27 protein-coding genes are annotated in these 23,169 nt (G+C 66.3%); 9 read left to right on the top strand and 18 right to left on the bottom strand.

Going from position 1 to position 23,169, the window contains the following annotated elements; translation table 11 throughout:
- The coding region (locus VK98_RS24300) for a hypothetical protein (protein WP_231589338.1) at positions 1–347 on the top strand (347 nt) is incomplete at its 5' end.
- 244 nt (positions 348–591) lie between these two features.
- On the opposite strand, the gene flgJ is transcribed toward VK98_RS24300, so the two are convergent.
- From flgJ to VK98_RS20245, 18 genes are all read right to left on the bottom strand, one after another.
- Entirely contained in the window at positions 592–1,308 is a 717-nt protein-coding gene (gene flgJ / locus VK98_RS20330) for a flagellar assembly peptidoglycan hydrolase FlgJ (RefSeq protein ID WP_048415768.1), read from the bottom strand.
- Entirely contained in the window at positions 1,289–1,714 is a 426-nt protein-coding gene (gene flgN / locus VK98_RS20325; RefSeq protein WP_048415767.1) for a flagellar export chaperone FlgN, read from the bottom strand. Before flgN ends, flgJ begins: the two co-directional genes overlap by 20 nt.
- Positions 1,715–1,984 carry a flagellar biosynthesis anti-sigma factor FlgM gene (flgM, locus tag VK98_RS20320; protein WP_048415766.1) on the bottom strand — a complete coding sequence of 90 codons (270 nt, stop codon included), beginning with the start codon at positions 1,982–1,984 and terminating at the stop codon, positions 1,715–1,717. It lies immediately after the preceding gene.
- A gap of 125 nt (positions 1,985–2,109) precedes the next feature.
- A complete protein-coding gene (locus VK98_RS20315; protein WP_231589337.1) occupies positions 2,110–2,757 on the bottom strand; it encodes a Crp/Fnr family transcriptional regulator in 648 nt (215 codons plus the stop codon).
- 268 nt (positions 2,758–3,025) lie between these two features.
- Positions 3,026–4,009 (bottom strand): flagellar motor protein MotB, encoded by a 984-nt coding sequence (locus VK98_RS20310; protein ID WP_048415785.1) that lies wholly within the window; start codon positions 4,007–4,009, stop codon positions 3,026–3,028.
- Between the two features lie 13 nt (positions 4,010–4,022).
- Complete coding sequence (gene motA, locus VK98_RS20305) at positions 4,023–4,889, bottom strand: flagellar motor stator protein MotA (RefSeq protein ID WP_019102267.1); 867 nt, start codon at positions 4,887–4,889, stop codon at positions 4,023–4,025.
- A gap of 17 nt (positions 4,890–4,906) precedes the next feature.
- Complete coding sequence (locus tag VK98_RS20300) at positions 4,907–5,599, bottom strand: RNA polymerase sigma factor FliA (RefSeq protein ID WP_048415764.1); 693 nt, start codon at positions 5,597–5,599, stop codon at positions 4,907–4,909.
- Positions 5,600–5,605: 6 nt separating this feature from the next.
- Entirely contained in the window at positions 5,606–6,049 is a 444-nt protein-coding gene (locus VK98_RS20295; RefSeq protein ID WP_048415763.1) for a hypothetical protein, read from the bottom strand.
- Positions 6,050–6,066: 17 nt separating this feature from the next.
- The gene (locus tag VK98_RS20290) at positions 6,067–7,062 is read right to left on the bottom strand and encodes a flagellar hook-length control protein FliK (RefSeq protein WP_053077507.1); all 996 of its coding nucleotides are present in this window, start codon (positions 7,060–7,062) and stop codon (positions 6,067–6,069) included.
- Positions 7,059–7,346 carry a hypothetical protein gene (locus VK98_RS20285; RefSeq protein WP_048415762.1) on the bottom strand — a complete coding sequence of 96 codons (288 nt, stop codon included), beginning with the start codon at positions 7,344–7,346 and terminating at the stop codon, positions 7,059–7,061. Before VK98_RS20285 ends, VK98_RS20290 begins: the two co-directional genes overlap by 4 nt.
- Complete coding sequence (gene fliS / locus VK98_RS20280; protein ID WP_048407819.1) at positions 7,333–7,725, bottom strand: flagellar export chaperone FliS; 393 nt, start codon at positions 7,723–7,725, stop codon at positions 7,333–7,335. Before fliS ends, VK98_RS20285 begins: the two co-directional genes overlap by 14 nt.
- Positions 7,726–7,809: 84 nt before the next feature.
- The gene (fliD, locus tag VK98_RS20275; protein WP_048415761.1) at positions 7,810–9,153 is read right to left on the bottom strand and encodes a flagellar filament capping protein FliD; all 1,344 of its coding nucleotides are present in this window, start codon (positions 9,151–9,153) and stop codon (positions 7,810–7,812) included.
- Between the two features lie 131 nt (positions 9,154–9,284).
- Positions 9,285–9,719 (bottom strand): flagellar export protein FliJ, encoded by a 435-nt coding sequence (gene fliJ, locus VK98_RS20270; protein WP_048415760.1) that lies wholly within the window; start codon positions 9,717–9,719, stop codon positions 9,285–9,287.
- Positions 9,716–11,029: a flagellar protein export ATPase FliI gene (gene fliI / locus VK98_RS20265; RefSeq protein WP_048415759.1), complete on the bottom strand. Its 1,314-nt coding sequence runs from the start codon at positions 11,027–11,029 to the stop codon at positions 9,716–9,718. The genes fliJ and fliI overlap by 4 nt, the downstream gene beginning before the upstream one ends.
- Positions 11,030–11,032: 3 nt before the next feature.
- Positions 11,033–11,740: a flagellar assembly protein FliH gene (fliH, locus tag VK98_RS20260; protein ID WP_048415758.1), complete on the bottom strand. Its 708-nt coding sequence runs from the start codon at positions 11,738–11,740 to the stop codon at positions 11,033–11,035.
- On the bottom strand, positions 11,737–12,789 hold the full coding sequence (locus tag VK98_RS20255; protein WP_048415757.1) for a flagellar motor switch protein FliG: 1,053 nt from the start codon (positions 12,787–12,789) through the stop codon (positions 11,737–11,739). Before VK98_RS20255 ends, fliH begins: the two co-directional genes overlap by 4 nt.
- Complete coding sequence (fliF, locus tag VK98_RS20250) at positions 12,773–14,479, bottom strand: flagellar basal-body MS-ring/collar protein FliF (RefSeq protein ID WP_053077506.1); 1,707 nt, start codon at positions 14,477–14,479, stop codon at positions 12,773–12,775. The genes VK98_RS20255 and fliF overlap by 17 nt, the downstream gene beginning before the upstream one ends.
- 12 nt (positions 14,480–14,491) lie before the next feature.
- Complete coding sequence (locus VK98_RS20245; RefSeq protein ID WP_048415756.1) at positions 14,492–14,833, bottom strand: flagellar hook-basal body complex protein FliE; 342 nt, start codon at positions 14,831–14,833, stop codon at positions 14,492–14,494.
- A gap of 478 nt (positions 14,834–15,311) precedes the next feature.
- Between VK98_RS20245 and VK98_RS20240 the strand changes: the two genes are divergently transcribed.
- From VK98_RS20240 to VK98_RS20205, 8 genes are all read left to right on the top strand, one after another.
- On the top strand, positions 15,312–16,178 hold the full coding sequence (locus tag VK98_RS20240) for a FliM/FliN family flagellar motor switch protein (protein ID WP_048415755.1): 867 nt from the start codon (positions 15,312–15,314) through the stop codon (positions 16,176–16,178).
- Positions 16,179–16,212: 34 nt separating this feature from the next.
- Positions 16,213–16,575 (top strand): flagellar motor switch protein FliN, encoded by a 363-nt coding sequence (fliN, locus tag VK98_RS20235; RefSeq protein WP_048415754.1) that lies wholly within the window; start codon positions 16,213–16,215, stop codon positions 16,573–16,575.
- Between the two features lie 230 nt (positions 16,576–16,805).
- Positions 16,806–17,471: a flagellar type III secretion system pore protein FliP gene (fliP, locus tag VK98_RS20230; RefSeq protein ID WP_369700250.1), complete on the top strand. Its 666-nt coding sequence runs from the start codon at positions 16,806–16,808 to the stop codon at positions 17,469–17,471.
- 25 nt (positions 17,472–17,496) lie between these two features.
- On the top strand, positions 17,497–17,769 hold the full coding sequence (fliQ, locus tag VK98_RS20225) for a flagellar biosynthesis protein FliQ (RefSeq protein ID WP_043590304.1): 273 nt from the start codon (positions 17,497–17,499) through the stop codon (positions 17,767–17,769).
- 2 nt (positions 17,770–17,771) lie between these two features.
- Positions 17,772–18,551, top strand: a complete 780-nt coding sequence (gene fliR, locus VK98_RS20220) for a flagellar biosynthetic protein FliR (RefSeq protein ID WP_043590307.1) — start codon at positions 17,772–17,774, stop codon at positions 18,549–18,551.
- Positions 18,544–19,686: a flagellar type III secretion system protein FlhB gene (gene flhB, locus VK98_RS20215; RefSeq protein ID WP_048415753.1), complete on the top strand. Its 1,143-nt coding sequence runs from the start codon at positions 18,544–18,546 to the stop codon at positions 19,684–19,686. The genes fliR and flhB overlap by 8 nt, the downstream gene beginning before the upstream one ends.
- A complete protein-coding gene (locus VK98_RS20210) occupies positions 19,683–21,779 on the top strand; it encodes a flagellar biosynthesis protein FlhA (protein ID WP_048415752.1) in 2,097 nt (698 codons plus the stop codon). The genes flhB and VK98_RS20210 overlap by 4 nt, the downstream gene beginning before the upstream one ends.
- A 464-nt stretch (positions 21,780–22,243) precedes the next feature.
- Positions 22,244–23,107, top strand: a complete 864-nt coding sequence (locus VK98_RS20205) for a helix-turn-helix domain-containing protein (RefSeq protein ID WP_048415751.1) — start codon at positions 22,244–22,246, stop codon at positions 23,105–23,107.
- The last annotated feature ends 62 nt before the right edge of the window (positions 23,108–23,169 follow it).

Here is a 23,169-nt window from a genome sequence, read left to right as displayed (position 1 = left end):
AGCCAGGGCGAGGCGCTGGCCGCCTTGCCGATCTGAGAACCTGTTTACGATCTGCTGTGCTTCGGCGATACGGCGTTGAAAACAACTTCGAAATGCTCATGTACCATGTGTACATTCCGCTTTCTCAGCCGTTTTCGCCTTGTCTCGCTTTAGCTCGCGAGATCGTAAACGCGTTCTTAGAACCTGTTCAAAATCTGCTGCGCGGCGCGCGACGCGGTGAGCGCCGCGTCGCGTCCTCGCCGCGAAACCCGGCCGCGCCGCAAGCGCTGGATCCTGGCCGCCGCCTGCCATGCGGCGGGTTCCCGCGAGCGGTCTTAAATATTACTGGTTTTGATTTTTTTATTTAGACATAAATACTCTAAGCCAAATCGTTTCGATAATAGGCCGCTTAATCCATCTCGCGCTTAAGCGCGGCGATCGCCTTAATTCAAACAATCGTTTGGAGTAAATGCCGAAATTCAACTGGCATTGAAATGGTATTAAATATCGTCAATGACGGCGCTTCTCCGCGCCGCCGGCCTTGCGCCGCGAAAATAAAAAACCCCTGAAGCGGCGAGCGCGTTCAGGGGCTTTGTGACGTGGACCCGGTCTTCAGAGCGGCTTGCGCGCCTGAATGCCCGCCGCCACTTTCCGCAGTTTGTCCGCGTAGCCCGGATCCGTGGCGTAGCCGCCCTGGGCCAGCGCCTGGGCGAAGGCCTGGGCGTTTCCGCCCACGCCCAGCGCGCCGCGGTAGCGCGGGTTGCCGGCCAGCAGCTGCGCGTAATCGGCGAACGCGTCCTGCAAGCCGGAGTAGGCGCGGAAGCTTTCGGTCCGCTTCACGTCGCGGCCGTCCACATGCTCGGTGGTCAGCGCGCGGGTGACTTCGCCCTGCCAGCCCTTGCCGGCCTTGATGCCGAACAGATTGTGATTGCTGCCGCCGTCGGCGCGGGTCAGCGGACGCTGGCCCCAGCCGGATTCCAGCGCCGCGTGAGCGGCCACCAGTTCCGGCGCCACGCCCAGCTTGGCGGCGGCTTGTTGCGCGTAAGGCGCGATGCTGTCGAGAAAGGCTTGCTGGTCCGCGCCGTAGGGCATGCTGCCGCCCAGCGTGGCGTCCTGGACGCGCTGGCGCGCCCAGGCGCCTTCCGGCGACAGGCTGGCCCAGCTGTCCGAGCCGTTCTCGATGAAGTCGCGCACCTCGCTGTGCAGCTGGCCGCTCCATTGGTCGGCGAAACGCTCGCCGTCCCCGCCGCCCTGGCCTATCAGCGGCAGGGCGACGGCGTCTGCGCCGAAGTCCGGCCCGGCGCCGATGTCATTGCGCACAGTAAACATCGCTGTCTCCATTCAGCACGCGGTTCATCAGATCCTGCTGCTGTTGCAGCAGCTGGCCGTTGCGCAGGTTCAGGGTCTGGCACAGGCGGATCTGCTCCACCAGCGCGTTCCAGCGCTGGCGGCAGGCTTGTTCCGCTGCGGCGGGCAAGAGCTTGAGCACCGCGTCCATCGAAGCGGCGCGGCCCGTGCCCAGCAATTGGCCGGCCAGTTGCAGCCGCTGGTCGCGGCTGGCCTGCAAGGCGTCGCACTGGGCGACGATGTCCGAACCCAATTGCCGCAGTTCGTCGGCCTGGTGCGCCAGCGCGGCGGCGAACTGCTGTTCCAGCAGTTGCTCCAGCTGGCCGTAGCCTTGCAGATCCTGCCCCACGGTGGCCAGCAGTTGTTTGAAGGCTTGCTCGCGGTTCATTCAGCGGCTCCGGTGATATTGCTCCACCAGGTCGGCCAGCCGGGCGGCGTCGAAGCGCACTTCGCCGCGCGCCAGCGCGGCGCGCACTTCTTCCACCCGTTTCATGTCGATGTCCGGCAGCGCGCGCAGCTCCGCCACCGCCGGCGCCATGTCCTGGCTCGCGGCGGGCGCGGCGACGGCCGCGGGCGCGCGGGCCGGCGTTTCCGCGGCGGCGCTCTGGCCGCCGACCGCCAGTTCGCGACGTTGCGACGAGGTCGAGTTGATTTGCATAGTTTAGAAATCCGTCTGGGTTGGCTGTGCGAGCGGCGCGTTGCCTGATGCCGCGTTGCGCGGCCGCTCGGAGCGGGCCTCGCGGCCCGCCCTCACCCCTTCAAGGCGACAGTCTGGAAAAAAACTTAAAAATTTACCGGTAACATTTTCAGAACGACAATGCGGCGGTTTTCCAGACGGATATAACGGCCAAACACCAGTTCCTTCAGGATGCGCGCCACCATCTCGCGGGAGGAGCCGATCTGGTCGGCGATTTCCTGCTGGGTCAGCTGCTTTTTCAGCACCATCTCATCGCCGTCCTGCTCTTCCAGCATCTGGTTGATCAGGATGCGCACGCGGCCGTACACGTCCATCAGCGCCAGGTTCTTGGCCTTGGTGGACATGCGGCGCACCACTTGCACCAGGTGGCACATGATGCGGGTGCGGGCTTCCGGGCTGTGCGGCAGGCCGTCTTCGGTATCGAACAGCTGCATCAGGCTGTCGCGGCTGAACACCAGCAGGTGGCTGTCCTCGTCCGCCGCGCAATTGGAGCTGCGCTCGCCGCTGTCGATGAAGCCGACCATGCCGATCAGCTCCCCGGAAGCGCAGATTTGCAAAATGTATTTCTTGCTGAGTCCATCCGAAACAAAGACTTGCATGCAACCGCTGGCCAGCAGATAGACCTCGTTGGCGCTGTCGCCTTCGTTGTACAGCACCTCGCCCTTGCTCAGGCGGCGGCTTTCGGCCAGTTCCAGCGCTTTGTCCAGTTTGTCGTTGTCCAGATGCCCGAACAAATGTGTGCCTCTTAACAAGGCTTTGATATTGTGGTTTTCATTCATGACCACGTCGTCCCCGATAGTCTTGCGATTGAATCGACTTTCCCGCAGATGTTTGCCGCCTTTTGGCGTCTTTTTTTGTCAACATCATCCAAGTCTTTCGCTCGGATTTTTATTAATCAGGTGCGGATTATAATATTAGCAGTTAACAAAAGTGTGAAAAAACACACATAAAAAAAGCCTGAAACGAATCAGGCTTTTGTTTTGAACCCAAAAAAATAAAAGTTCAGCGGGGAGTTAGGCCATCTTGCAGCGCGCTATCCAGATCGGATTTCTGTAGTGGCGAACTTACAACACTGGTCTCGCGATTGCCGCTCTGCCCCGGCGGCCCGAACATGGCCACCACCGCCTGCGCCTGCTTGCTGGTCATCACCAAGAGCTCGATGCGACGGTTGTAAGCGGCCAGCGGATGCTCGGCGTCCAGCGGCGCGCGGTCGGCCATGCCCACCACTTGCAGGATGCCGGCGGCGTTCATGCCGCCTTCCAGCAGGTGCAGCCGCGCCGCCATCGCGCGGTTGCTGGACAAGCCCCAGTTCGAAAACGAACCGAAGCCGGCGGTGCGGTATTGCGCGGCGTCAGTGTGTCCGACAATCAGCAATTGATTGTCGATATGGCTGAACATATCGCCCATATCGTGCAGCAGGCGCTTGAAGCGCGGTTCCACGATGGCGCTGCCGCGCTCGAACATGCCCTGATTGTCGGTATCGTGCAGCATCACCCGCAAACCGTAAGGCGTGACCACGGTCTGCAAATTGCTGGCCAGGCCGGCGTCCCGGCTCATCTTGGCCAGCAAGCCGGCCAGCTTTTCCAGGTCCGCCACGCTGTCCAGGCTGCGCTGGCCCTGGCCGTCGAAGGTTTTCTTGGCCACCTTGTTGCTTTCCTGCAGCAGGGAGTCGGCCTTGGTGGTGGTGGTGGGCTGGCCCGGGATAGGATCGCGCGGGATCAGGCTGCCCGGCGGGGTGCCGGTGTGTTCGATGCTGCGCGAGCCGCCGGCCTTCAGCGGACTGCCGCCGCCGGCGGTCAGCAATTGCTGCAGGTTTTCCTGATCGCGCGCGGCCAGCACCCACAGCACCAGGAACAGGCACATCAGCGCCAGCACGAAGTCGGCGAACGCCACTTTCCACGCGCCGCCGTGTCCTTCTGAATCCTGACGGCGCGACACCTTCTTGATCACCGCGGCTTCATGCTCGCGATTGGGTTTATTCGCCATGCCCGCCATCCGCTCAGTTCACGCCTTCCAGCGCGTTGATCCAGGTTTCCAGCTGGGAGAAGCTGGGCTTGGTGTTCAGCTGCACCAGGCGGCGGCCGGCGTCGATGGCCAGCAGCGGCGGCTTGCCGGACACATGGGTGGTCAGCACCACTTTCACCGATTCGTAGTTGGACAGCTCCTGCTTGACCAGCTGGTGCATCATATTGGACAGCGGGTCCAGCACGCCGTAGCAGAAGAAGATGCCGATGAAGGTGCCCACCATGGCGGCGGCCACTTTCTCGCTGATCTCGCCGGCGGTGGCGCCCTGGCTGACGCTGTTCATCGCCATCACGATGCCCAGCACCGCGGCCAGAATGCCGAAGCCCGGCATCGCCTCGGCGATCTTGTGCAGCGATTTGGACGGCTGGTTCAGTTCTTCGTGAATGGCGTCCAGTTCCTGGTCCAGCACGCCTTCCAGTTCATGGGCGCTGATCTTGCCCATGGCCATCAGCCGGAAGTTGTCCACGATGAAGGCCAGCAGCTTGGGCTCTTCCAGCACCAGCGGGTAGCGGTTGAACAAGGGACTCTGGCGCGGGGCCTCCACGTGTTCGTCCAGCGCCTTCAGGCCCTGGCTGGCGGTGATCAGCAGCTCGTACATCAGCAGCAGCAGCTGGCGCTGGAATTCCGCGTCGTACTTCTTGCGCATGCCGACGCGCTTGATCTGGCCGCCCATTTCGGTGAGCACGTGCTGCGGATTGCCCAGCACGATGGCGCCGACGGCGGCGCCGCAGATGATCAGCAGCTCCACCGGCTGCCAGATCACCGACATGATGCCGCCATGCAGCATGAAGCCGCCAAAGACACAAACCAGCACGATCAGAATGCCGAATAATTGCTGCATGTTTTCTTTCCTCGGGCTCAGGCCGCTTGTAGGCAGGCCTGCATTTTTTTGAGAGCGCTCTTGTTGATCTGGCAGACGCGGGCTTCGGTCAGCGCCAGCACCGCCGCGATCTCCTTGAGGCTCAGTTCAAATTCGTAATACAGCTGGATCACTTGCTGCTCGCGCGGGTTCAGCGCCTGCAAGGCCACGGTCAAGGCGCTTTTCAGCGCCAGCCGCTGTTCCGGATTGTCGTCCGCCGCCGGCTCCAGACCCTGGGCCATCAGTTCGTCGAAGCTGGACAGCGCTTCGGCGTTGTCCGCCAGCAGCGCTTCCTGATAGGCCTCGGCGCTGAGGCCCAGCAGCTGCATCGCCTCGGCCTCGCTGGGCTCGCGCCCCAGCTTGCGGCTGAGCAGGCGCAGGCCGTCGCGCACGCGGTGGGCCTCCTGGCGCACCGAGCGCGGCCGCCAGTCCAGCCGGCGCAATTCGTCGAGAATGGCGCCGCGGATGCGCAAAATGGCGAAGCCGGCGAACTTGTCGTCCGGCTCGCCGTAACGGCGCAGGCTCTCCAGCAAGGCCATCAGCCCCACCTGCTCCATGTCTTCGCGGTCGAACACGCCGCCGGCCTGGGACGACAGCTGACGCGCCACCCGCTTGACCAGGTGGGCGTACCGGCTCAGCGCCTCGGCTTCGCCGCCGGCGCTGGCCGGGGCTTCGTCGTAACAGGCGTACATAGGGGCTTACTCGATGATCAATTTGCTAACCATCACCTCGCTGAACGGCGCGTCGCGTCGCTCGCGCAGGAAACCGCCGGCATAGGCCTTGGCCAGCAAGCGCTGGTAGTCGTCTATGCTCATCGTCAGCGCCTTGTCCGCCGGCAGCTCCGACAGCGCGCGCACGGCGATGCTCTTCAGGAAGGGCAGTTGGGACTTGACCTCGGCCTCCTGCTTTTCATTGCTGCGGAACACCAGGTCCACCGCCATGAAGCGGGTGGCGGATTCGCCGCCGCGCAGCATCACGATCACCTTGTCCATGCTGACGAAGCGCGCGTCCGGCGCCGCGGCCGGCTTGGGCGCCTCCGCCGCTTGCGGCGCGCGCGAACTCAGCCACCACCAGGCGCCGCCGCCGGCGGCCAGCGCCGCCGCGATGGCCACGATCAAAATCACTAAGATGTTTCTGTTCATGCTTGTGCTTCCGCTGCTTAGCCCTGGCCCAGCCAGAAGCCTTGTCCATCACCCTGCCCCGCTTCCGCCAGCGCCCGTCCCGGCGCGCGTTGCGGCTGCTGCTGCCCCTGGCGTTCCTGACGCTGCTGGCCGTGGCCGCCCTGCCCCGGCGCGCCTTCGCGCACTTCCACCGCCACTTGGGTGTATTGGCGGTTGGACAGATCCTGGCGCAGCGCGTCGCCGATGGCTTGCAACTGCCGCACCACTTCGCCGTGCGAGGCGGTCAGCTGCACTTGCAGCGCGCCGGCCTCGTGGCGGATGGAGATTTCCAGCGAGCCCAGCGACGGCGGGTCCAGCCGGATCAGCGCGCGGTCCATGCCGTGGCTGCTCTGCACTTGCAGCCGTTCGCCCAGCGCGGCGCTGAGCTTGTCTCCCCAGCTGGCCGGCTGCTGCGCCGGCAGCTTGATCGGCGCCCACTCCGGCAGCGGCGCTGCGGCCTTGTCCTGCGGCAGGGGCGCAATGGCGGCCAATAGCGGCGCGGCGGCTTGCGCCGGCGCCGGCGTTTCGCGGCCGGCCTGGGCCTCGCCGGCGCCGGCCGGCTTGGCCGGCAGCGGCGCCAGGGTGTTCAGCGCGGCGGACAGCGCTTCCGGCGGCAACGCCGCCTCGGCCTGTTTGCGCGGCGTCGTCGCCGCGGCCGCGTCCACGCCGGACGGCGCCGACGGGCCGGCCTGCGGCGCGACGGCCGTCGGCATGGCCGGCATCAGCGGCAGCGGCAAAGGCTGCGCGGCGAGAACGCCGGGCTGCGCGGCCGGCGTCTCGGCCTTGGCCTCGTCGCCCGCGGGGGCTTCGGCGTCGGTTTCAACCGCCGGCGCGGCGCTTTGCCCGTCCATCAGGCTGGCCAGCAAGGCGCTGGCGAAATCGCCGCCGGACTCCGGCGCCGCCGCGTTCGGGTCCAGCAGGGGATCGGCCGGCGCGGCGTCGGCTGGCGTTGACGCGCCGCCGGCGAGAAGATTGGGGGGCAAGGATACGTTCATGCTTGATTCCAGTCGCTGACTTCGGCGTAGGCGATTTGCGCGTCGCGCTGATGGCTCAGCGCGGCGATTTTGTCTTGCAGTTCCGCGGAGTCGGCGCGGCAGACTTCCAGCGCGTCGCGGTAGACGGCGCGCAAGGCGGCGCGGGCGGCGGCGTCCAAGGCCTGAGGCTGGGTGCGCAGCAGTTCGGCCAGCAATTGGTCCAGCGCGGCCAGCCGTTCCCAGTCGCGTTCGGCGCAGGCGCGGCGGATGGCGGCTTCCAGCGCGGCCGGCTCAGGCGGCTTCATGCTGGTCCCGCACGCCTATCCAGCCGCCCTTGAGCTTGATCAGCAGCTGTTCGGCCTCGTCCAGCGCCGCCACGTCCAGATTGACGCTGGCGTGGTAGAGCCGGTAGGCGCAGTAGTCGTAGAGCCGCGCCAGATTGGTGACCACCTCGCCGCCGGAGTCGAAGTCCAGCGCGCTGGACAGGCCGTTGAGGATGTTGATGCACTTGCTGATGCTCTCGCCCTTTTGCTCGTAGCGCTGGTTTTCCAGATGGCCGCGCGCGCGCGCCATTTCCTCCAGCAGGCCGTCGAACAGCACCAGCACCAATTGCACCGGCGAGGCGGCGTGGGTCTGCGCTTCCAGATTGACCGCGTGATAGCTGCGGTAGGCGTCGTATTCCACGTTGTCGTGCTCCTGTTCTAATCAATAGGCGGGAGGGGGTCCCTCCCGCCGAATTCTGTGCGGCCAAGCAAATCCGGAACGGATTCAGAAGGAAAGCATGCCCAGAGTCTTCTGCATGTCTTCCTGCATCTTCTGCAGCTGGGTGAACTGCGTCAGATAGCGCTTGTAGCTCTGGTCGTACTGGGCCTTCAGCCGGACCTGGCGGCTGTCCAGATCTTTCTGGATGCGGGATTCGGAGTCCTTGCGCAGCTTGAGCAGGCCGCTGCTGCCGTTCAGCCATTTGTCCAGGTAGTCGCTGCTTTGCTTGACCACGCCGTTCTTGTTGTCGCCGTTGACGAAACGGTCCAGCGCGTCCGGCTTGTCCTTCAGGGTTTCGTTCAGCTTCTTGCTGTCCAGGCTCAGGGTGCCGTCGCGGTTGGCCTTGATGCCCAGCTGGTTCAGGGTGATGCCGTCGTATTCCTGACGCAGCAGGCCGTTGATGCCGTCTTTCAGGCTGCGGATGCCGGAGTCGCTGGCGAAGGGGCCGCCGGTCTTGCCTTCCTTGCCCGGCGCGGACAGATCGGCGATGGCGCTGGCCAGCTTGTTGTAGCTGTCGACGAAGCCCTGCACATTGCCGACGGTGTCGGCCTCGTTGCGCGCGACATTGAGCTGCAACGGGGTGTCGCCCGGCTTCATCGCCTTGCTGATGGTCAGGTTGACGCCGTCTATGCTTTCGAAAGTGTTGGACGCCTGCTTCATCTGCACGCCGGTATCCTTGTTGCCCAACCAGACGATGGCGTCCTGCCCCTTGGTCAGTTCCTTGGGACTGGCGAGGCCGCTCTTGAGGCCGGCGTCGCTGACCTGGCTCAGGTCCAGCGAGATGGCGCCGCTCTCGCCGGTCTTGCCGGAAGACATCACCAGCTGGCTGCTGCCGCCGTTGTTCAGCACCATGGCGTTGACCTTGCCGCTGTTGCCGCTGGCGCGGTTGATGGCCAGAGCCATTTCCGACGGCGACAGATTGCCGTCGCCGTCGCGGTCCGCGCTGCTGAGGTCCACTTCGAAGCTATCGCCGCCAACCCGCACGGTGATCTTGTCGCCGGCCTGGGCCTTGGCGCCGGACAGGCTGCCGAAGGACAGCTGATGGGCGGTGGCCACTTGTTCGATGAACAAGGAGTAGTTGCCGGGCTGGGCGTTGCCCTTGGCGCTGACGTTGGCGAAGCCTTCCTGGCTGATGCTGGCGTTCATCGCCACCAGGCTTTTCTTGGTGGTGATGCCGGTCAGCGCGCTGCGATAGTCTTGCAGGGCTTTTTGCAATTTGTTCAGCGCGTCGCCGCGCGCCTGCGCCGCCTTGCTCTGGGTGTCCAACTGGTTCTGGGCGTCTTGCAGATACAGGCTGGCGGCGTTCTGGGCCAGCGCCGAGGGCGGGGTCTTGCTGAAATCGATAGCCATTTAGAATCCTTTCGCTGTACGCGGGCCGGAGCGCTGTCGGCGCGCCGGGATGAGATCGCCGGAATTGAGATCGACGCTAATGACTATCCCTTGCGACCGAGGCCCGGCTTTTCTTGAGCCGCCGTGAATAATCACGCTCCGCGCAGCCAGGCTTGCCCGGCCAGTTCGTCGGTTTGCTTCTGTTCTTTCTTCAACCGCAGGCGCAGCAGGCTTTCCGCCGCCTGGTCGCGCACCTGGACCATCACTTCGCGGCGCAGGCTGGCTTGCAGCAGCGCGCGCTGGCTGACCGCGGCGTCGGCCTCGGCCAGTTGCAGATCCTGCTGCTGCGAGGCCATCAGCTCCAGCAAGGCGCCCTTGTAGTCGGCGCAGTTGCGCGCCAAGGCCGGGTGGCCGGCGTCGGCGCTGGCGCCGCTCTGGCCGCACAATTCGCCCATGCGCACAATGTTGCGGCGGTAGCGCTCCTGCAGCTGGCGCTTGCCTTCCACCTCGCTTTGCAGGCGGTCCACGTCCTGTTGCCGCAATTGGACCATCAGGCCCAGGCGGCGCACGTCTTCGGGCTGGCTCATGTCGCGATCATCTCCATCAAACCGTTCCGGCTGTCTTCATAGCTCGCGGCCTCGGCCGCGCCCTGGCGCAAAAACGCTTCCAGTCTGGGCATCAGCCGCACCGCGCGGTCGGTGTCGGCGTCGGCGCCGGCCACGTAGCCGCCCAGCGGAATCAGGCTGCGCACTTCCTGGTAACGGGACCAGGCGCCGCGCGCGCCGCGCGCCGCCTCCGCGTGTTCCGCCGCGGTCAGCTGGCTCATGCAGCGGCTGACCGAGCGGCCGATGTCTATCGCCGGATAGTGGCCGCGCTCGGCCAGCTCCCGCGACAGCACGATGTGGCCGTCCAGGATGGCGCGCGCGGTGTCCACCACCGGGTCTTGCTGGTCGTCGCCTTCGGCCAGCACGGTGTAGATGGCGCTCATGCTGCCGGCGCCGCCCTCGCCGTTGCCGGCGCTCTCCGCCAGCGAGGGCAACAGGCCGAACACCGACGGCGGATAACCGCGCGTGGCCGGCGGTTCGCCCAGCGCCAGCGCCACTTCGCGCTGCGCCATCGCGTAACGGGTCAGCGAATCCACCAGCAGCAGCACATTGCGACCCTGGTCGCGGAAATGGGCGGCGATGGTGTGGGTCAGCTCGGTGGCCTTGAGCCGCATCAGCGGCGATTCGTCGGCCGGCGCCACCACCAGCACCGCCTTGGCCAGGCCGGCTTCGCCCAGCGAGTGCTCGACGAACTCCCGCACTTCGCGGCCGCGCTCGCCGATCAGGCCCACCACCACCACGTCGGCTTCGGTGTGGCGGGTGATCATGCCCAGCAACACGCTCTTGCCGACGCCGGAGCCGGCGAACAGGCCGACGCGCTGGCCGCGGCCTATGGTGAGCAGGCTGTTGATCGCGCGCACGCCCACGTCCAGCGGCGCGGACACCGGCTGTTTCTTCAGAGGATTGACTTGCGGCGGATGGGCGGCCAGCGGCTGTTCGCCGCCGAGGCGGCCCAGGCCGTCCAGCGGCTCGCCCAGGCCGTTGACGATGCGGCCGAGCCAGGACGGGCCTATCATCAGGCCGCCGCCGTCGGCGGCGGGCAGCACCCGCGCGCCGGTGGTCAGGCCCACCGGCTTCTTGAACGGCATCAGGTAGGAAACTTCGCGCTTGAAGCCCACCACCTGGGCTTGCAGCCAGCCGCCGCCGGCGGTTTCTATCACGCAGCGCTGACCGGTTTCCAGCGGACAGCCCACGCTTTCCAGCAACAGGCCGGACGCTCCCACCAGGCGGCCGCTGACGGTGGCCACCGGCACCTCCGGCAATTCCAGTCGTCCCAGCGCCTGACGCAACATGGCTTAAGCCTCCGCCTGTTCCGCCGCCGGCTCGACGGCGTCGCTTTGCAATTGTTCGCGCACGGTGGCGATGCAGGCCTCCAGCCGCTGCTGGCAGCCGGCGTCGGCCTCGGACTCCGGCGTGCGGATCCGGCATTCGCCGTGCGGCAGCTGCGGGTCCGCCACCAGCCGCCAGCGCGCGGCGCGCTCCGGCGCCAGTTCGCGGATGCGCTGGCATTCTTCGGCGTTGAGCAGGATTTCCACCTCGTCCTGCTGGTACTGGCCCGGCGGCAAGGCGGCCAGGGTTTCGTCCACCAGGTCCAGGATCTGCACCGGCTTGAGCGCCAATTCGCAGCGGATCACCTGGCGCGCCACCTTGGCCACCAGTTCCACCACTTCGTCGCGCATCGCCGCCTGGTATTCCTCGCTGACGCGGCGCAGCTCGGCCAGCGCGGCCTCCAGCGGCCGGCCCAGGTCGGCCAGCTCGGCCAGGGCTTCGCGGCGCGCCGCCGCCTGCCCTTCCTGGCGGCCCTGCTCCAGGCCCGCGGCGTAACCGGCTTCGCGGCCGGCGGCTTCGCCGCTGGCCAGGCCCTCGTTGTAACCGGCGTCCATGCCCTGGCGGAAGCCGTCGGCGGCGGAGGCCTGGATCTGGGCGGAGTCCTGCGCGTCCAGCGGCAGGTCCAGCGCGCTGTGGATCAGCGGCGGGAAGCGGAAGGGGCGCCAGGCCTTCACTCGACCACTTCCTCAGGGAACAGCTGCAGGTCGATTTCGCCGGCCTGGGCCAGCTGCTTGACCTGGGCCATGATGTCGGCGCGCACTTCTTCCACCCGGCTCAGCGGCACCGGGCCGGAGCGACGCATCATCGCGTCGAAGTTCTGCGCCTGGCGGCGCGGCATGGTCTGGACGATGGCTTCGCGCACCGCCGGCTCCGCGCCCTTGAGCGCGATCGCCCATTGCTCCAGCGGAATGTCCTCGCTGATGCGCATCAGCACCGCTTCGGTCTGACGCGACAGGATGAAGAAGTCGTACATGCGGGTTTCGATTTCCTCGACGATGTCCGGATCGTGGGCGCGCAGCAGTTCCATCATGCGCTGGCGGTCGCCCGGCAGGCGGTTGAGGATGTCGGCGGTCTGCTGCATGCCTTCCACCGCGGTGCTCTGGGTGTGCAGGCTTTCCAGACAGCGGTTGACCAGCTCTTCCAACTCCTCCAGCAACTCGCGGTCCACGTCCTTGAGGCGGGCCACGTTGACCAGCACGCTGTCGCGGCTGTCCGCCGGCAGCGCGTCCACCACCTGGCCGGCCAGCGCCGGAGGCAGGAAGGCGAGGAACACCGCCTGCATGCGCACGTGCTCGCCGGCGATGCGGTCCGCCAGCCATTGCGGCGACACCCATTGCAGCCGCGCCATCTTGGGACGGATGGCGTCGCCGTAAATGGTGTCCAGCACGCTGTTGGCGATGTCGCTGCCCAGCGCCAGGTCCAGCGAGCGCTTGAGGAAGGCGCGGCTGGCGCCGTGCACCCCGCTCTGCTCGCGGTATTCGTCGAAGAATTTCTGAATCGTGGTCTTGACCGCGTCCACCTTGATGCCGCTCATGCCGGACATCGCCTGGGTCACTTGCAGCAGTTCTTCGCGGCTCAGACAGCGCAGCACGGCGGCGGCGGGCTCTTCGCCCATGCACAGCAAGAGCACGGCGGCCTGCTCGATGGTGTTCATCGCTTCGGCGGCGGGCGCGGCGGCGGCCGGCGGCAGGGCCGGCGCTACGGCGTTATTGGTTTCGTCCATTTTTCTGCACCCATTGTTTGACGACTTCGGCGACGCGTTCCGGCTCTTTGGCGGCCAGGCCCTTCAGGTGGTCGACCAAGACGTCGACGCTGGAGCCGGCCGGCGGCAGATCGTAGTTTTCCAGCAACGGCACCACCGGGCTGGCGCCGGCGCCGGCCGCGGCGGCCAGGGCCGCCGGCTGCGGCGCGGAGGACAGCTGCGCCTGGCGCGCGGCGCGCAGGTCGGCGCCGTCCATCAGCGGATCGGGTTTCAGTTCCAGCGCCTCCGGCTGCTGGTATTCGCGCAGCTGGCGGTCGGTCAGCTGGCGCAGCATCTTCAGCAACGGACGCGCCAGCAGCAGGTAGGCCAGCAGCAGGCCGAAGGCGTAGACGGCCCAGCGCGCGGCTTCGAACCAGGTGTCCTGCTGCATCCAGATCGGCTCCGGCTCGGACAGCGCGGAGAAGTTGAGCGTGGACACCGCCAGGGTGTCGCCGCGCTCGGCGTGGATGCCCAGGCCGTTGCGCAGCACCTTGTCGACATTGGCCAGTTCCGCCGGCTTCCAGCCGCCCTTGGCCGGCGCGGCGGCCTGGTTCAGCACCACCGCCACGCTGAGGCGGCGCAACGTGCCGCGCGCCTTCTTGATCTGGGTGACGCTGCGGTCGTAGGCGTATTGGCGGGTGACGGCGTTCTTGCTGTTGCCTGCCTTTTCCGAGGCAGGGCCGGAAGCGTCGGTGTTGACCGGGCGGTTGCTCAGCGAGCCGGGCACGCCCAGCGCCATTTTCTCGGTGGAGGTTTCCTCGCGCGAGGCCTCGTTGGTGACCTTGGGCGCCTCGCCGTATTTCTCGCGGGTTTCCTCGACGCGGTCGTTGTCCACGTCGGCGGTGACGCTGACCTTGAAATTGTCCTTGCCCAGCACCGGGGTCAGCAGGTCGCGGACGTTTTGCAGCGCCTCCTCGCGGAAGCGGCGCGCGGCGTCGCTCTCATTGCCGCCCAGCATGCCGTCGTCGCTCAGATCCACGCGCGAGGACAGCAGATTGCCGGCCTGGTCCACCAGGGTGACCTGGGACGGCGACAAGGTGGACACGCTGCCGGCCACCAGCTTGATCACCGCGGCCACTTGCTCGTTGTTCAACTGCTGGCCGGGCTTGAGGGTGACCACCACCGAGGCGGAGCCCTTGTCGTTGGCGGCGCCGACGAAAGAGGTGGCGCGCGGCAGCGACAGATGCACGCGCGCGGCGGACACCGGCTCCAGCGCCAGAATGCTTTGCACCAGCTCGCCTTCCAGGCCGCGGCGGAAGCGCACGTCCTGGACGAACTGGCTGACGCCCAGCGGGTCGTTCTTGTCCAGCAGCTCCAGGCCGGACGGCAGCTGCGCCACCACGCCCTTGGCCGCCAGCTGCATGCGCACGCGGCCCAGCTGGCTGTCCGGCACCAGCACCTGGCCGGTTTGCGGATGGATGCGATAGGGAATTTTCTCGGCGTCGAGCACCGCCATCATGTCGGCGGCCACCACTTTTTCCTGGGCGCCGAACACCGGCTTGTAGCTGGCGTCGTCGCGCCACAGCCACAGGCTGATCATCACGGTGACGCCGATGGCCAGCGCGACGATGGGCAGCGCCAGGCGCAGGGAAGGTCCGGAAACGGGCCAACGGCCGCCCAGACGGGTTTGCACGGCCGCGACGCCACTGCGGAAACGATTCAACACGGGCATGGTCCTCGCGGCTTACAGCTGCATCTTGATCAAGTCGTCCACGGCGCCCACCACCTTATTGCGCACTTGCATCAGCATGGAGAACGACAGGCTGGCTTCCTGGCTCATCAGCATGGCGCCGACCAGGTCGTCGCTCTTGCCGCTGTCCACGTCGGCCATTTTTTCGGAGGCGATGCGGTTCTGCGCGTCCACGTCGCGGACGGCGGCGCCCATGGCGTCGGAGAAGCTGGCGGCGGAAGCCGGCTCTTCGCTGTGCTGCGGCGGCGCAATCGGCGCGCTGCGCGCCATCCCGGCCATTTCGCCGAGCATCTGCTTGCGGTCGGCATGAATCATCAAACCCAGGTTGGTCGCCATCGGAAATCCTTGTCGGGCGGAGCCCGTTATTATTGAGTGGCCAATCAAGGCCGGTTTCACGTCTGCGGCCCGCCGCCCGGGAGCGGCGAGCGTATCGAAGCGGCAGCCCCGAGATGAGGACTTGTAACCATGCCATCATCCTGACGCCAGGATACGAGCGGCGATTTTAAACTTTATGCTTAAACCAACAGCCGTGAATTTTCACAAACTCTGACGTGAATTTTCCCCCTTTACCCAGCGGCGGCAGCCAGTAAGATGCACACTCCATAAGGATTAGCCTGCCGTTTGCCTCCGCCCGCGAGCCGCGAATTTAGTACCTTCTAGTACATTTCGCATGCGGCGCCTCAGACGGCCGGCCGGCCTTGATAAGCACCAGGCCGCCGCGGTTTAAGCGCCGCGCCCCTTCCGTCGCCCGCGCGCGCCGGCCGGACGCGCGGACGCCGGCGGCGCCTCGCCCACGCCTTCACCGAGAATCGAGATGCCAAGAGCCAGAATCATTTCGCAGCATGACGGCGCCCAATTGCCGGCTCTCGACCTGCGCACGCTGGGACGGCCGTTCCATCTGCTGCCCGTCTTCGGCAAAGCCCTGCAAGAAGAGCTGGCGGATTTCCTGCAGCAAGAACTGAACCGCCGCTACCACGCGCGTTTCCACATCCGCGCGCTGGAGCAGGCGCAGCCGGCCGCCGACGAGCGCCGCTGGCTGTGGCACGCGCTGGACGGCTGCCAGCTGGGCAGCCATATCGAACGGCCGCTGTTGCTGCGCTTGCTGGATTACCGCTTCGGCGCGCCGGCGGCGCAGCCGGACGCCGACGCCGCCGCGCCGGCGGAAACCGAAACCGAGCGCCGGCTGGCGCGCAGCCTGGCCGAACGGCTGCTGCCGCGGCTGCTGCAATGCGTGTTGCGGCTGGACCGCCAGGCCGGCGGCCTGCCGCCCGGCCCGGCCGACTGCGCGCAACTGCCCTTCGTGCCGCCCGGCACCGGGGTCTGGGAGATCCGCCTGGACATCGGCGACGGCGAACACGCCGTCGGCGCGCTGCGCCTGCAATTGGACGCCGCCTGCTTCGAGCGGCTGTTGAAGAATCTGTCCGGCCGCCGCGACAGCGCCGACGCCCAGGCCGCGCCGGCGGAGACCTTCCGCGACCGGCTGCGGGTGCGGCTGCAAGCGCGGCTGCTGGACCGCGAAATGGCGCTGGGCGACATCATGGACCTGCGCCCCGGCAGCGTGCTGCCGGTGACGCTGCAAGCCAGGAGCGAAGTGCTGGTCGGCGCTTCGCGGCTGTTCGACGCCGAGGTGGCCGAACAGCACGGCAAGCTGTGCCTGACCGGTTTTGTCGCCAGTGAATAACCCTCCGAAAACATAGAAAAAGCAAGGATTGAGCATGGACTTGAACGACGATTTCGATCTGGCCGGCGTGCTGGACGGCCTGGACGGCCAGAGCGACGCGGACGCCAAGCAGGCGGACGACGCCGCGGCGCGGCGGCCGCAGCGCGACATGACCCAGTTCCTGCGCAAGATCCCGGTCCGGCTGACGCTGGAAGTGGGCGGCGCCGACATCTCGCTGGCCGATCTGGTCAATATCGAGAACGGCTCGGTGGTGGAATTGGACAAGCTGGCCGGCGAACCGCTGGACATCAAGGTCAACGGCACCGTGATCGGCCGCGGCGAGGTGGTGGTGGCCGGCGAGAACTACGGCCTGCGGGTGGTGGAGCTGAACGATCTGGAACTGGACAGCCTGACCTGATGGAAGCCTTGAAGAAATTGAGGGACCTCGAAAAACCGTCGCGAGCGGTTCGAGAGCAAGGCGCACCGCGCGCAGCGACCGAGATAGTACAAACCGTACAGCGAGGGAGCGAGCACGGAGCAACGCCGCTATCGGACCGCGCAGCAGGTTTTTCGAGGTCCCTCCACCCCAGCCTGCTCGCTGCCGGGCTTTGGGCGCTGGCCGCCGCCTGCCAGGCCGAGCCGCTGAAGCTGTTGTCGGCCAACGCCGGCGGCACGCCGGTGGACTTCACCATCAAGACCCAGATCCTGATCCTGATGACCCTGCTCGGGCTCTTGCCCGTGCTGGTGCTGATGATGACCAGCTTCACCCGCTTCGTCATCGTGCTGTCCCTGCTGCGCCAGGCGCTGGGCCTGCAGCAGGGCCTGCCCAACCGCATCGTCACCGGGGTGGCGCTGATCCTGACCCTGCTGGTGATGCGGCCGGTGGGGCTGGAGGTGTGGAACCAGGCGCTGCAGCCCTTCGATCAGGACAAGATCACCATGCAGCAGGCGCTGGAGATCGCGCAGAAGCCGATCAGCCGCTTCATGCTGGCGCAGACCAGCAAGACCGCGCTGACCCAGATCGCCAAGCTGTCCGGCGAGGAAAACGTCGCCAATCCGCAGGACCACGCCTTCGCGGTCAAGCTGGCCGCCTTCGTGCTGTCGGAATTGAAAACCGCGTTCCAGATCGGCTGCATGCTGTTCATCCCCTTCCTGGTGATAGACCTGGTGGTGTCCAGCGTGCTGATGGCGATGGGCATGATGATGCTGTCGCCGCTGGTGATTTCGCTGCCGCTCAAGCTGCTGCTGTTCGTGCTGGTGGACGGCTGGTCGCTGACGGTGAACACCCTGGTCACCTCGATACAGGCTTATTGACCGCGCCCTTGAGAATGGACTTGCCATGCTGACTCCCGACATCGCCGTCGACATCGTCAACGACAGCCTGCGCGTCGTCGTCACCCTGGTGGTGCTGCTGATCCTGCCCAGCCTGATCGTCGGCGTCATCGTCAGCCTGATCCAGGCCGCCACCCAGATCAACGAGCAGACGCTGTCCTTTCTGCCGCGGCTGCTGGTGACCCTGCTGACCATCGCCATCGCCGGCCACTGGATCACCGGCTTCCTGATGGATTTCTGCGTGGCCATGTTCCAGCGCGCCGCCGGCCTGGTCGGATAGCCGTGACCGGCCTCTACGCCCAGCTGCTGGACCTGATCCCGGCCTTCTGGTGGCCGTTCTGCCGGCTGATGGCCGCCTTCAGCGTCGCGCCCTTCATCGGCGAGGGCATGGTGCCGGTGAGGGTGCGCATCGGCCTGGCGCTGGCGCTGTCCGCCGCCACGCTGCCGGCCACCCTGCCCTTGCCCAAGCTGGACCTGTTCTCGCTGGCCGGCGTCGCCGCCAGCATCGAGCAGGCGGTGATCGGCCTGCTGTTCGGCCTCGCCTTCCAACTGGTGCTGGCGGTGCTGGCGGTGCTCGGCTTCCTGGTGTCCTCGCAGATGGCGCTGTCGATGGCGGTGATGAACGATCCCGGCAACGGCAACTCTTCCGACGTGGTGTCCAGCCTGCTCTATCTGCTGGGCGCCATGATCTTCTTCTCGCTGGACGGCCATTTGCTGCTGATCCAGGTGGTTTACGCCAGCTTCCAGGCCTGGCCGGTGGGCGGCGGCGTGCCGGCCGCCTCGCTGTCCATGCTGGCCGGCGGCGTGGCCTGGGTGCTGTCCGCCGCCATGCTGCTGGCGCTGCCGGCGGTGTTCGCCACCTTCGTGGTGCAGGCCGGCGTCGGCATGATCAACCGGGTGGCGCCGTCGCTGAACCTGTTCTCGCTGGGCTTCCCGCTGATCACCCTGTTCGGCCTGGGCACGCTGGGCCTGGTGGCGCGCTTCATCCCGCAGCAATACCTGAACCTGAACGAACAGATGCTGCGCCTGCTGGGCGGCATGCTGAGGGCCGGCCATGGCTGAGGGGCGCGGCGGCGACAAAACCGAAAAGGCCACGCCGCACAAGCTGCGGCAGGCGCGCAAGCAGGGCCAGGTGCCGCGCTCGCGCGATCTGGCCGCCGCGCTGGGCCTGCTGCTGGCGCTGAAGCTGGCCTTCTGGCTGATGCCGCAGTGGCTGGACGAATTCCGGGAGCTGTTCGCGCTGGCCTTCGCCCCGCTCTCCGGCAACGGCGCGCTGGACAACAGCTGGTCCAAGCTGTTCGCCGGCACCTTGCTGCTGCTGGTCAAGATGGTGCTGCCGCTGGCGGTGATCCCGCTGTGCATGATCGTGGTTTCGCTCTACCCCGGCGGCTGGATCTTCAGCTTCAACCACCTGCAGCCCAAGCTGGAGCGCTTCAACCCGCTGGCCCACTTCGGCCGCATCGCCTCGGCGCGCCACGCCAGCGAAATCGGCAAATCCATCGCCAAGGCGCTGCTGCTGGGCTGGGTGCTGTACCGGCTGAGCCAGAGCGCGCTGGAGAACTTCTTCGCCTTACAGGGCGCGCCCTTCGCCACCGCGCTGGCCGGCAGCGCCGAGCTGCTGATCAACGCCTTGCTGTCCCTGACCATGGTGTTCATGCTGTTCGCGCTGATCGACCTGCCCTTGCAGATCCTATTGTTCATGAAGCAGCAGAAAATGAGCAAGCAGGAGATCAAGGAAGAGTACAAGACCACCGAGGGCCGGCCGGAGATCAAGCAGCGCATCCGCCAGATTCAAATGCAGATGGCCCAGCGCGTCGTGCGCAAGGCGGTGCCCACCGCCGACGTGGTCATCGTCAACCCGGAGCACTACGCGGTGGCGTTGAAATACGATGAGGAGCGCGCCGAAGCGCCGTTCATCATCGCCAAGGGCCTGGACGAGATGGCGCTGTACATCCGCCAAGTGGCCCAGGAGCACCAGGTGGACGTCGTGCCGCTGCCGCCGCTGGCGCGCGCCGTCTACCACACCACCCAGGTCAACCAGCAGATTCCCGCGCCGCTGTACCGAGCGGTGGCGCAAGTCCTGACCTATGTCATGCAACTCAAGGCCTTCCGCAACGGATCGCGCCGCAGCCTGCCGCGGCTGCCGGACGATTTGCCGATCCCGCGCGACATGGCCGATCCCAGAACCGCATCATGAACGCTTTCACCCGACTGCTGGCCGACATCGGCCGCCACAAGATCGCCGCCCCGCTGTTTTTGCTGGCCATACTGGCCATGGTGATGCTGCCGCTGCCGCCGATAGCGCTGGACGTGCTGTTCACCTTCAACATCGTGCTGGCCATCATCGTCATCCTGGTCAGCGTCTCCGCCAAGCGGCCGCTGGACTTCTCCGCCTTCCCCACCATCATCCTGGCCACCACCCTGCTCAGGCTGTCGCTGAACGTGGCCTCCACCCGGGTGGTGCTGCTGCACGGCCATGAGGGCACCCACGCCGCCGGCCGGGTGATCGAGGCCTTCGGCCAGGTGGTGATAGGCGGCAACTTCGTCGTCGGCATGGTGGTGTTCGTCATCCTGATGATCATCAACTTCATGGTGGTGACCAAGGGCGCGGAACGGATCTCGGAAGTGTCCGCCCGCTTCACCCTGGACGCGCTGCCCGGCAAGCAGATGGCCATCGACGCCGACCTCAACGCCGGCCTGATCAACCAGGAGCAGGCGCAGCAGCGCCGCCGCGACATCGCCACCGAGGCCGATTTCTACGGCGCGATGGACGGCGCCTCCAAATTCGTGCGCGGCGACGCCATCGCCGGCATCCTGATCCTGATCATCAATCTGTTCGGCGGCGTGGCCATCGGCGCGCTGATGCACGGCCTGTCCGCCGGCGACGCCTTCCGCCAGTACGCGCTGATGACCATAGGCGACGGCCTGGTCGCTCAGATCCCGGCCCTGCTGCTGTCCGCCGCCGCCGCCATCATCGTCACCCGCATCAGCGACGACGACGACGGCGACATGCAGGAACAGGTGGGCAAGCAGATGCTGGCCTCCCCCACCGTGCTGATGAGCGCGGCCGGCATGATGCTGGTGCTGGCCGCCATCCCCGGCATGCCCTGGCCAACCTTCCTCGGCTTCGCGCTGCTGCTGGGCTTCGTCGCCTGGCGTCTGCACCAGCGCCAGCGGGTGCTGCCCAACCAGCCGGACCCGGCGCTGGCCAAAAGCGCGCTGGCCGGCGACGCCGACATCGAACTGGAATGGAGCGCCCTGCCCTATGTCGACACCCTGGGCGTCAACCTGGGCTACAAGCTGGTGTCGCTGCTGGACAAGAGCCAGGGCGCGCCGCTGGCCAAGCGCGTGCGCGGCGTGCGCCAGAGCCTGAGCGAGAGCCTGGGCGTGCTGATGCCGCCGGCCAACCTGCGCGACGACCTGCGCCTCAAACCCTCGCAATACGCCATCCTGCTCAGCGGCAACACCGTGGCCGAGGGCGAGGTCTACGCCGACCGGCTGATGGCGATCCCGTCGCCGGAGCTGTACGGCGAAGTGGACGGCATGCCCGGCGTGGACCCGGCCTACGCGATGCCGGTGACCTGGATCCTGCCGGACGACAAGAGCAAGGCGCTGGGCCTGGGCTACCAGGTGGTGGACTGCGCCAGCGTGGTGGCCACCCATCTGAACAAGGTGATGCGCGAGCATCTGGCCGAGCTGTTCCGCCACGACGACGTGGCCGCCATCAACGAGCGGCTGTCGGCGCTGGCGCCCAAGCTGGCCTCCGCGCTGAACCAGGCGCTGCCGGCGCCGCTGCAGCTCAAGGCCTATCGCCAGCTGCTGACCGACAATGTGTCGCTGAAAGACATCGTTCCCATCGCCAACGCCCTGCTGGACGCCAGCGAAAGCAGCAAGGACCCCATCATGCTGGCGGCCGAAGTGCGCTGCGCGCTGAAGCGCCAGATCGTGCAGTCCATCCTGGGCCCGCGCGGCGAGATGAGGGCCTTCAACCTGTCCGCCGACCTGGAAAACCTGCTGCTGGGCGCGCTGAGCCAGGCGCAGCAGACCGGCAAGCCGCAGCTGGACAGCTTCCCCATCGACCCCAATGTGCTGCAGCAGCTGCAAGCCAATATGCCGGTGGTGCGCGACCAGATGAAGCAGCTGGGCCACGCGCCCATCCTGCTGGTGATGCCGCAGATCCGCCCGCTGCTGGCGCGCTACGCGCGCTTGTTCGCCCCCGGCCTGCACGTGCTGTCCTACAACGAGGTGCCGGAAACCCGCGAAGTCAGCCTGACCGGCACCCTGGGCTGAGCCCCGGCTCGGAACTTCGCCGGGCGGAGCGGGCCCGCACGCTCTTCGCATGATATGCGAAATTACAACACCCACGCTCCAACGGAGGCCGGCATCGTCCGGCCTCCTTCATTTCCAATAGAATCAAGCGGCTAACGACGACTTCACCGCCCAGCTCCGCTAGCGCGCAGGCATAATCCAGTGTGAATCTGTACCAAGGAACAGGTTTCAATCTGTATGCCCAATTTTAGAATGAAAGCCTTTTTTTGCATTTTCGGCGAAAATTTTTCGCAAGTTTTGCAAAACCTGACTAATATCGGCTAACCATAAACCAAAGCGTCGACGTGCCCGCCCCTGCCCGGACGGCCATCCGCCCTCCGCTCGCCGCCGCCGATAATGAAGAAAGACAGCAGCCCTCCGCCCGCGCCGGCGGCAAGCTGCGGACCAGAACGACCCGATAGTCGCCCTACTCCAAAGACATGCAAATGACACAGAACAAGCCAACCACTGAAATCATCAACGCCAATATCCGCACTCATCTGGAACAGCGCGGCCTGGCGGAGTCGCAACAGGTCAGCCTGATCGAGGAAGTGCTGGGCCTGAGCGCGTCGCAAACCTACCGCAAGCTCAACGGCAGCAGCCAGTGGCAGCTGGGTCAATTGGAGAAGCTGGCGCAATTCCTGGGCCTGCCCACTTCCGAACTGCTGGTGTCCCAGGACAACCGGCGGCCGGTGCGGGTGCCGGACGCCGACCTGATCCCGGCCATCCTGCACCTGACCGACCACACCGAGGAAGCCCATTGCTGGATACAGCTGGGCGACGTGGTGCAGGACGATTCGATCTCGCCGCTGCTGCTGGCGCGCCGCCAGGGCGACAGCTGGCACGTGTATCCCGGCAGCCACGACCGCTGCATCAACGGCCACGAAGTCACCTATCTGGCGGTGCAGCCGCCCAAGCGCGCCAACAACAAGCGCCTGCTGGTGGCGGTGCTGGACGATATGGACGCCGACATCCTGGCCGCGGTGCTGGTGCGCCAGGGCCTGTTCGCCCTGCCCTACGAATCACCGTCCGAACTGCTGGCCGCGCTGCCGCACGAAGAGTTCGACGCCTTCGTGCTGGACTGGGTGCTGGGCGACGACGATTGCATGAAAGTGATAGAGACCATACGCCAGCGCTCGGCCACCGTGCCCATCATCGTGCTGACCGGCCACGCCGAGGAATACGAGTCCGCGCTGCAGCAGGCCTTGCGCATCCAGGGGGTCTACTACATCGGCAAGCCGACGCCCGGCTCCATCCTGGCGCTGCAGATCACCAATGTGGTGACCGCCGCCCACGATCTGGAGACCTGAGAACCTGTCGATGATCTGCTGCGCGTCGTGAGGCGCGACACGGTGAGCGCCGCTTCGGAATG

Source organism: Chromobacterium sp. LK11 (genome assembly GCF_001043705.1).
GTDB lineage: Bacteria > Pseudomonadota > Gammaproteobacteria > Burkholderiales > Chromobacteriaceae > Chromobacterium > Chromobacterium alkanivorans.
Note: the sequence above shows the minus strand (reverse complement) of the source record. Positions and strands in the feature narration are given on the sequence as shown.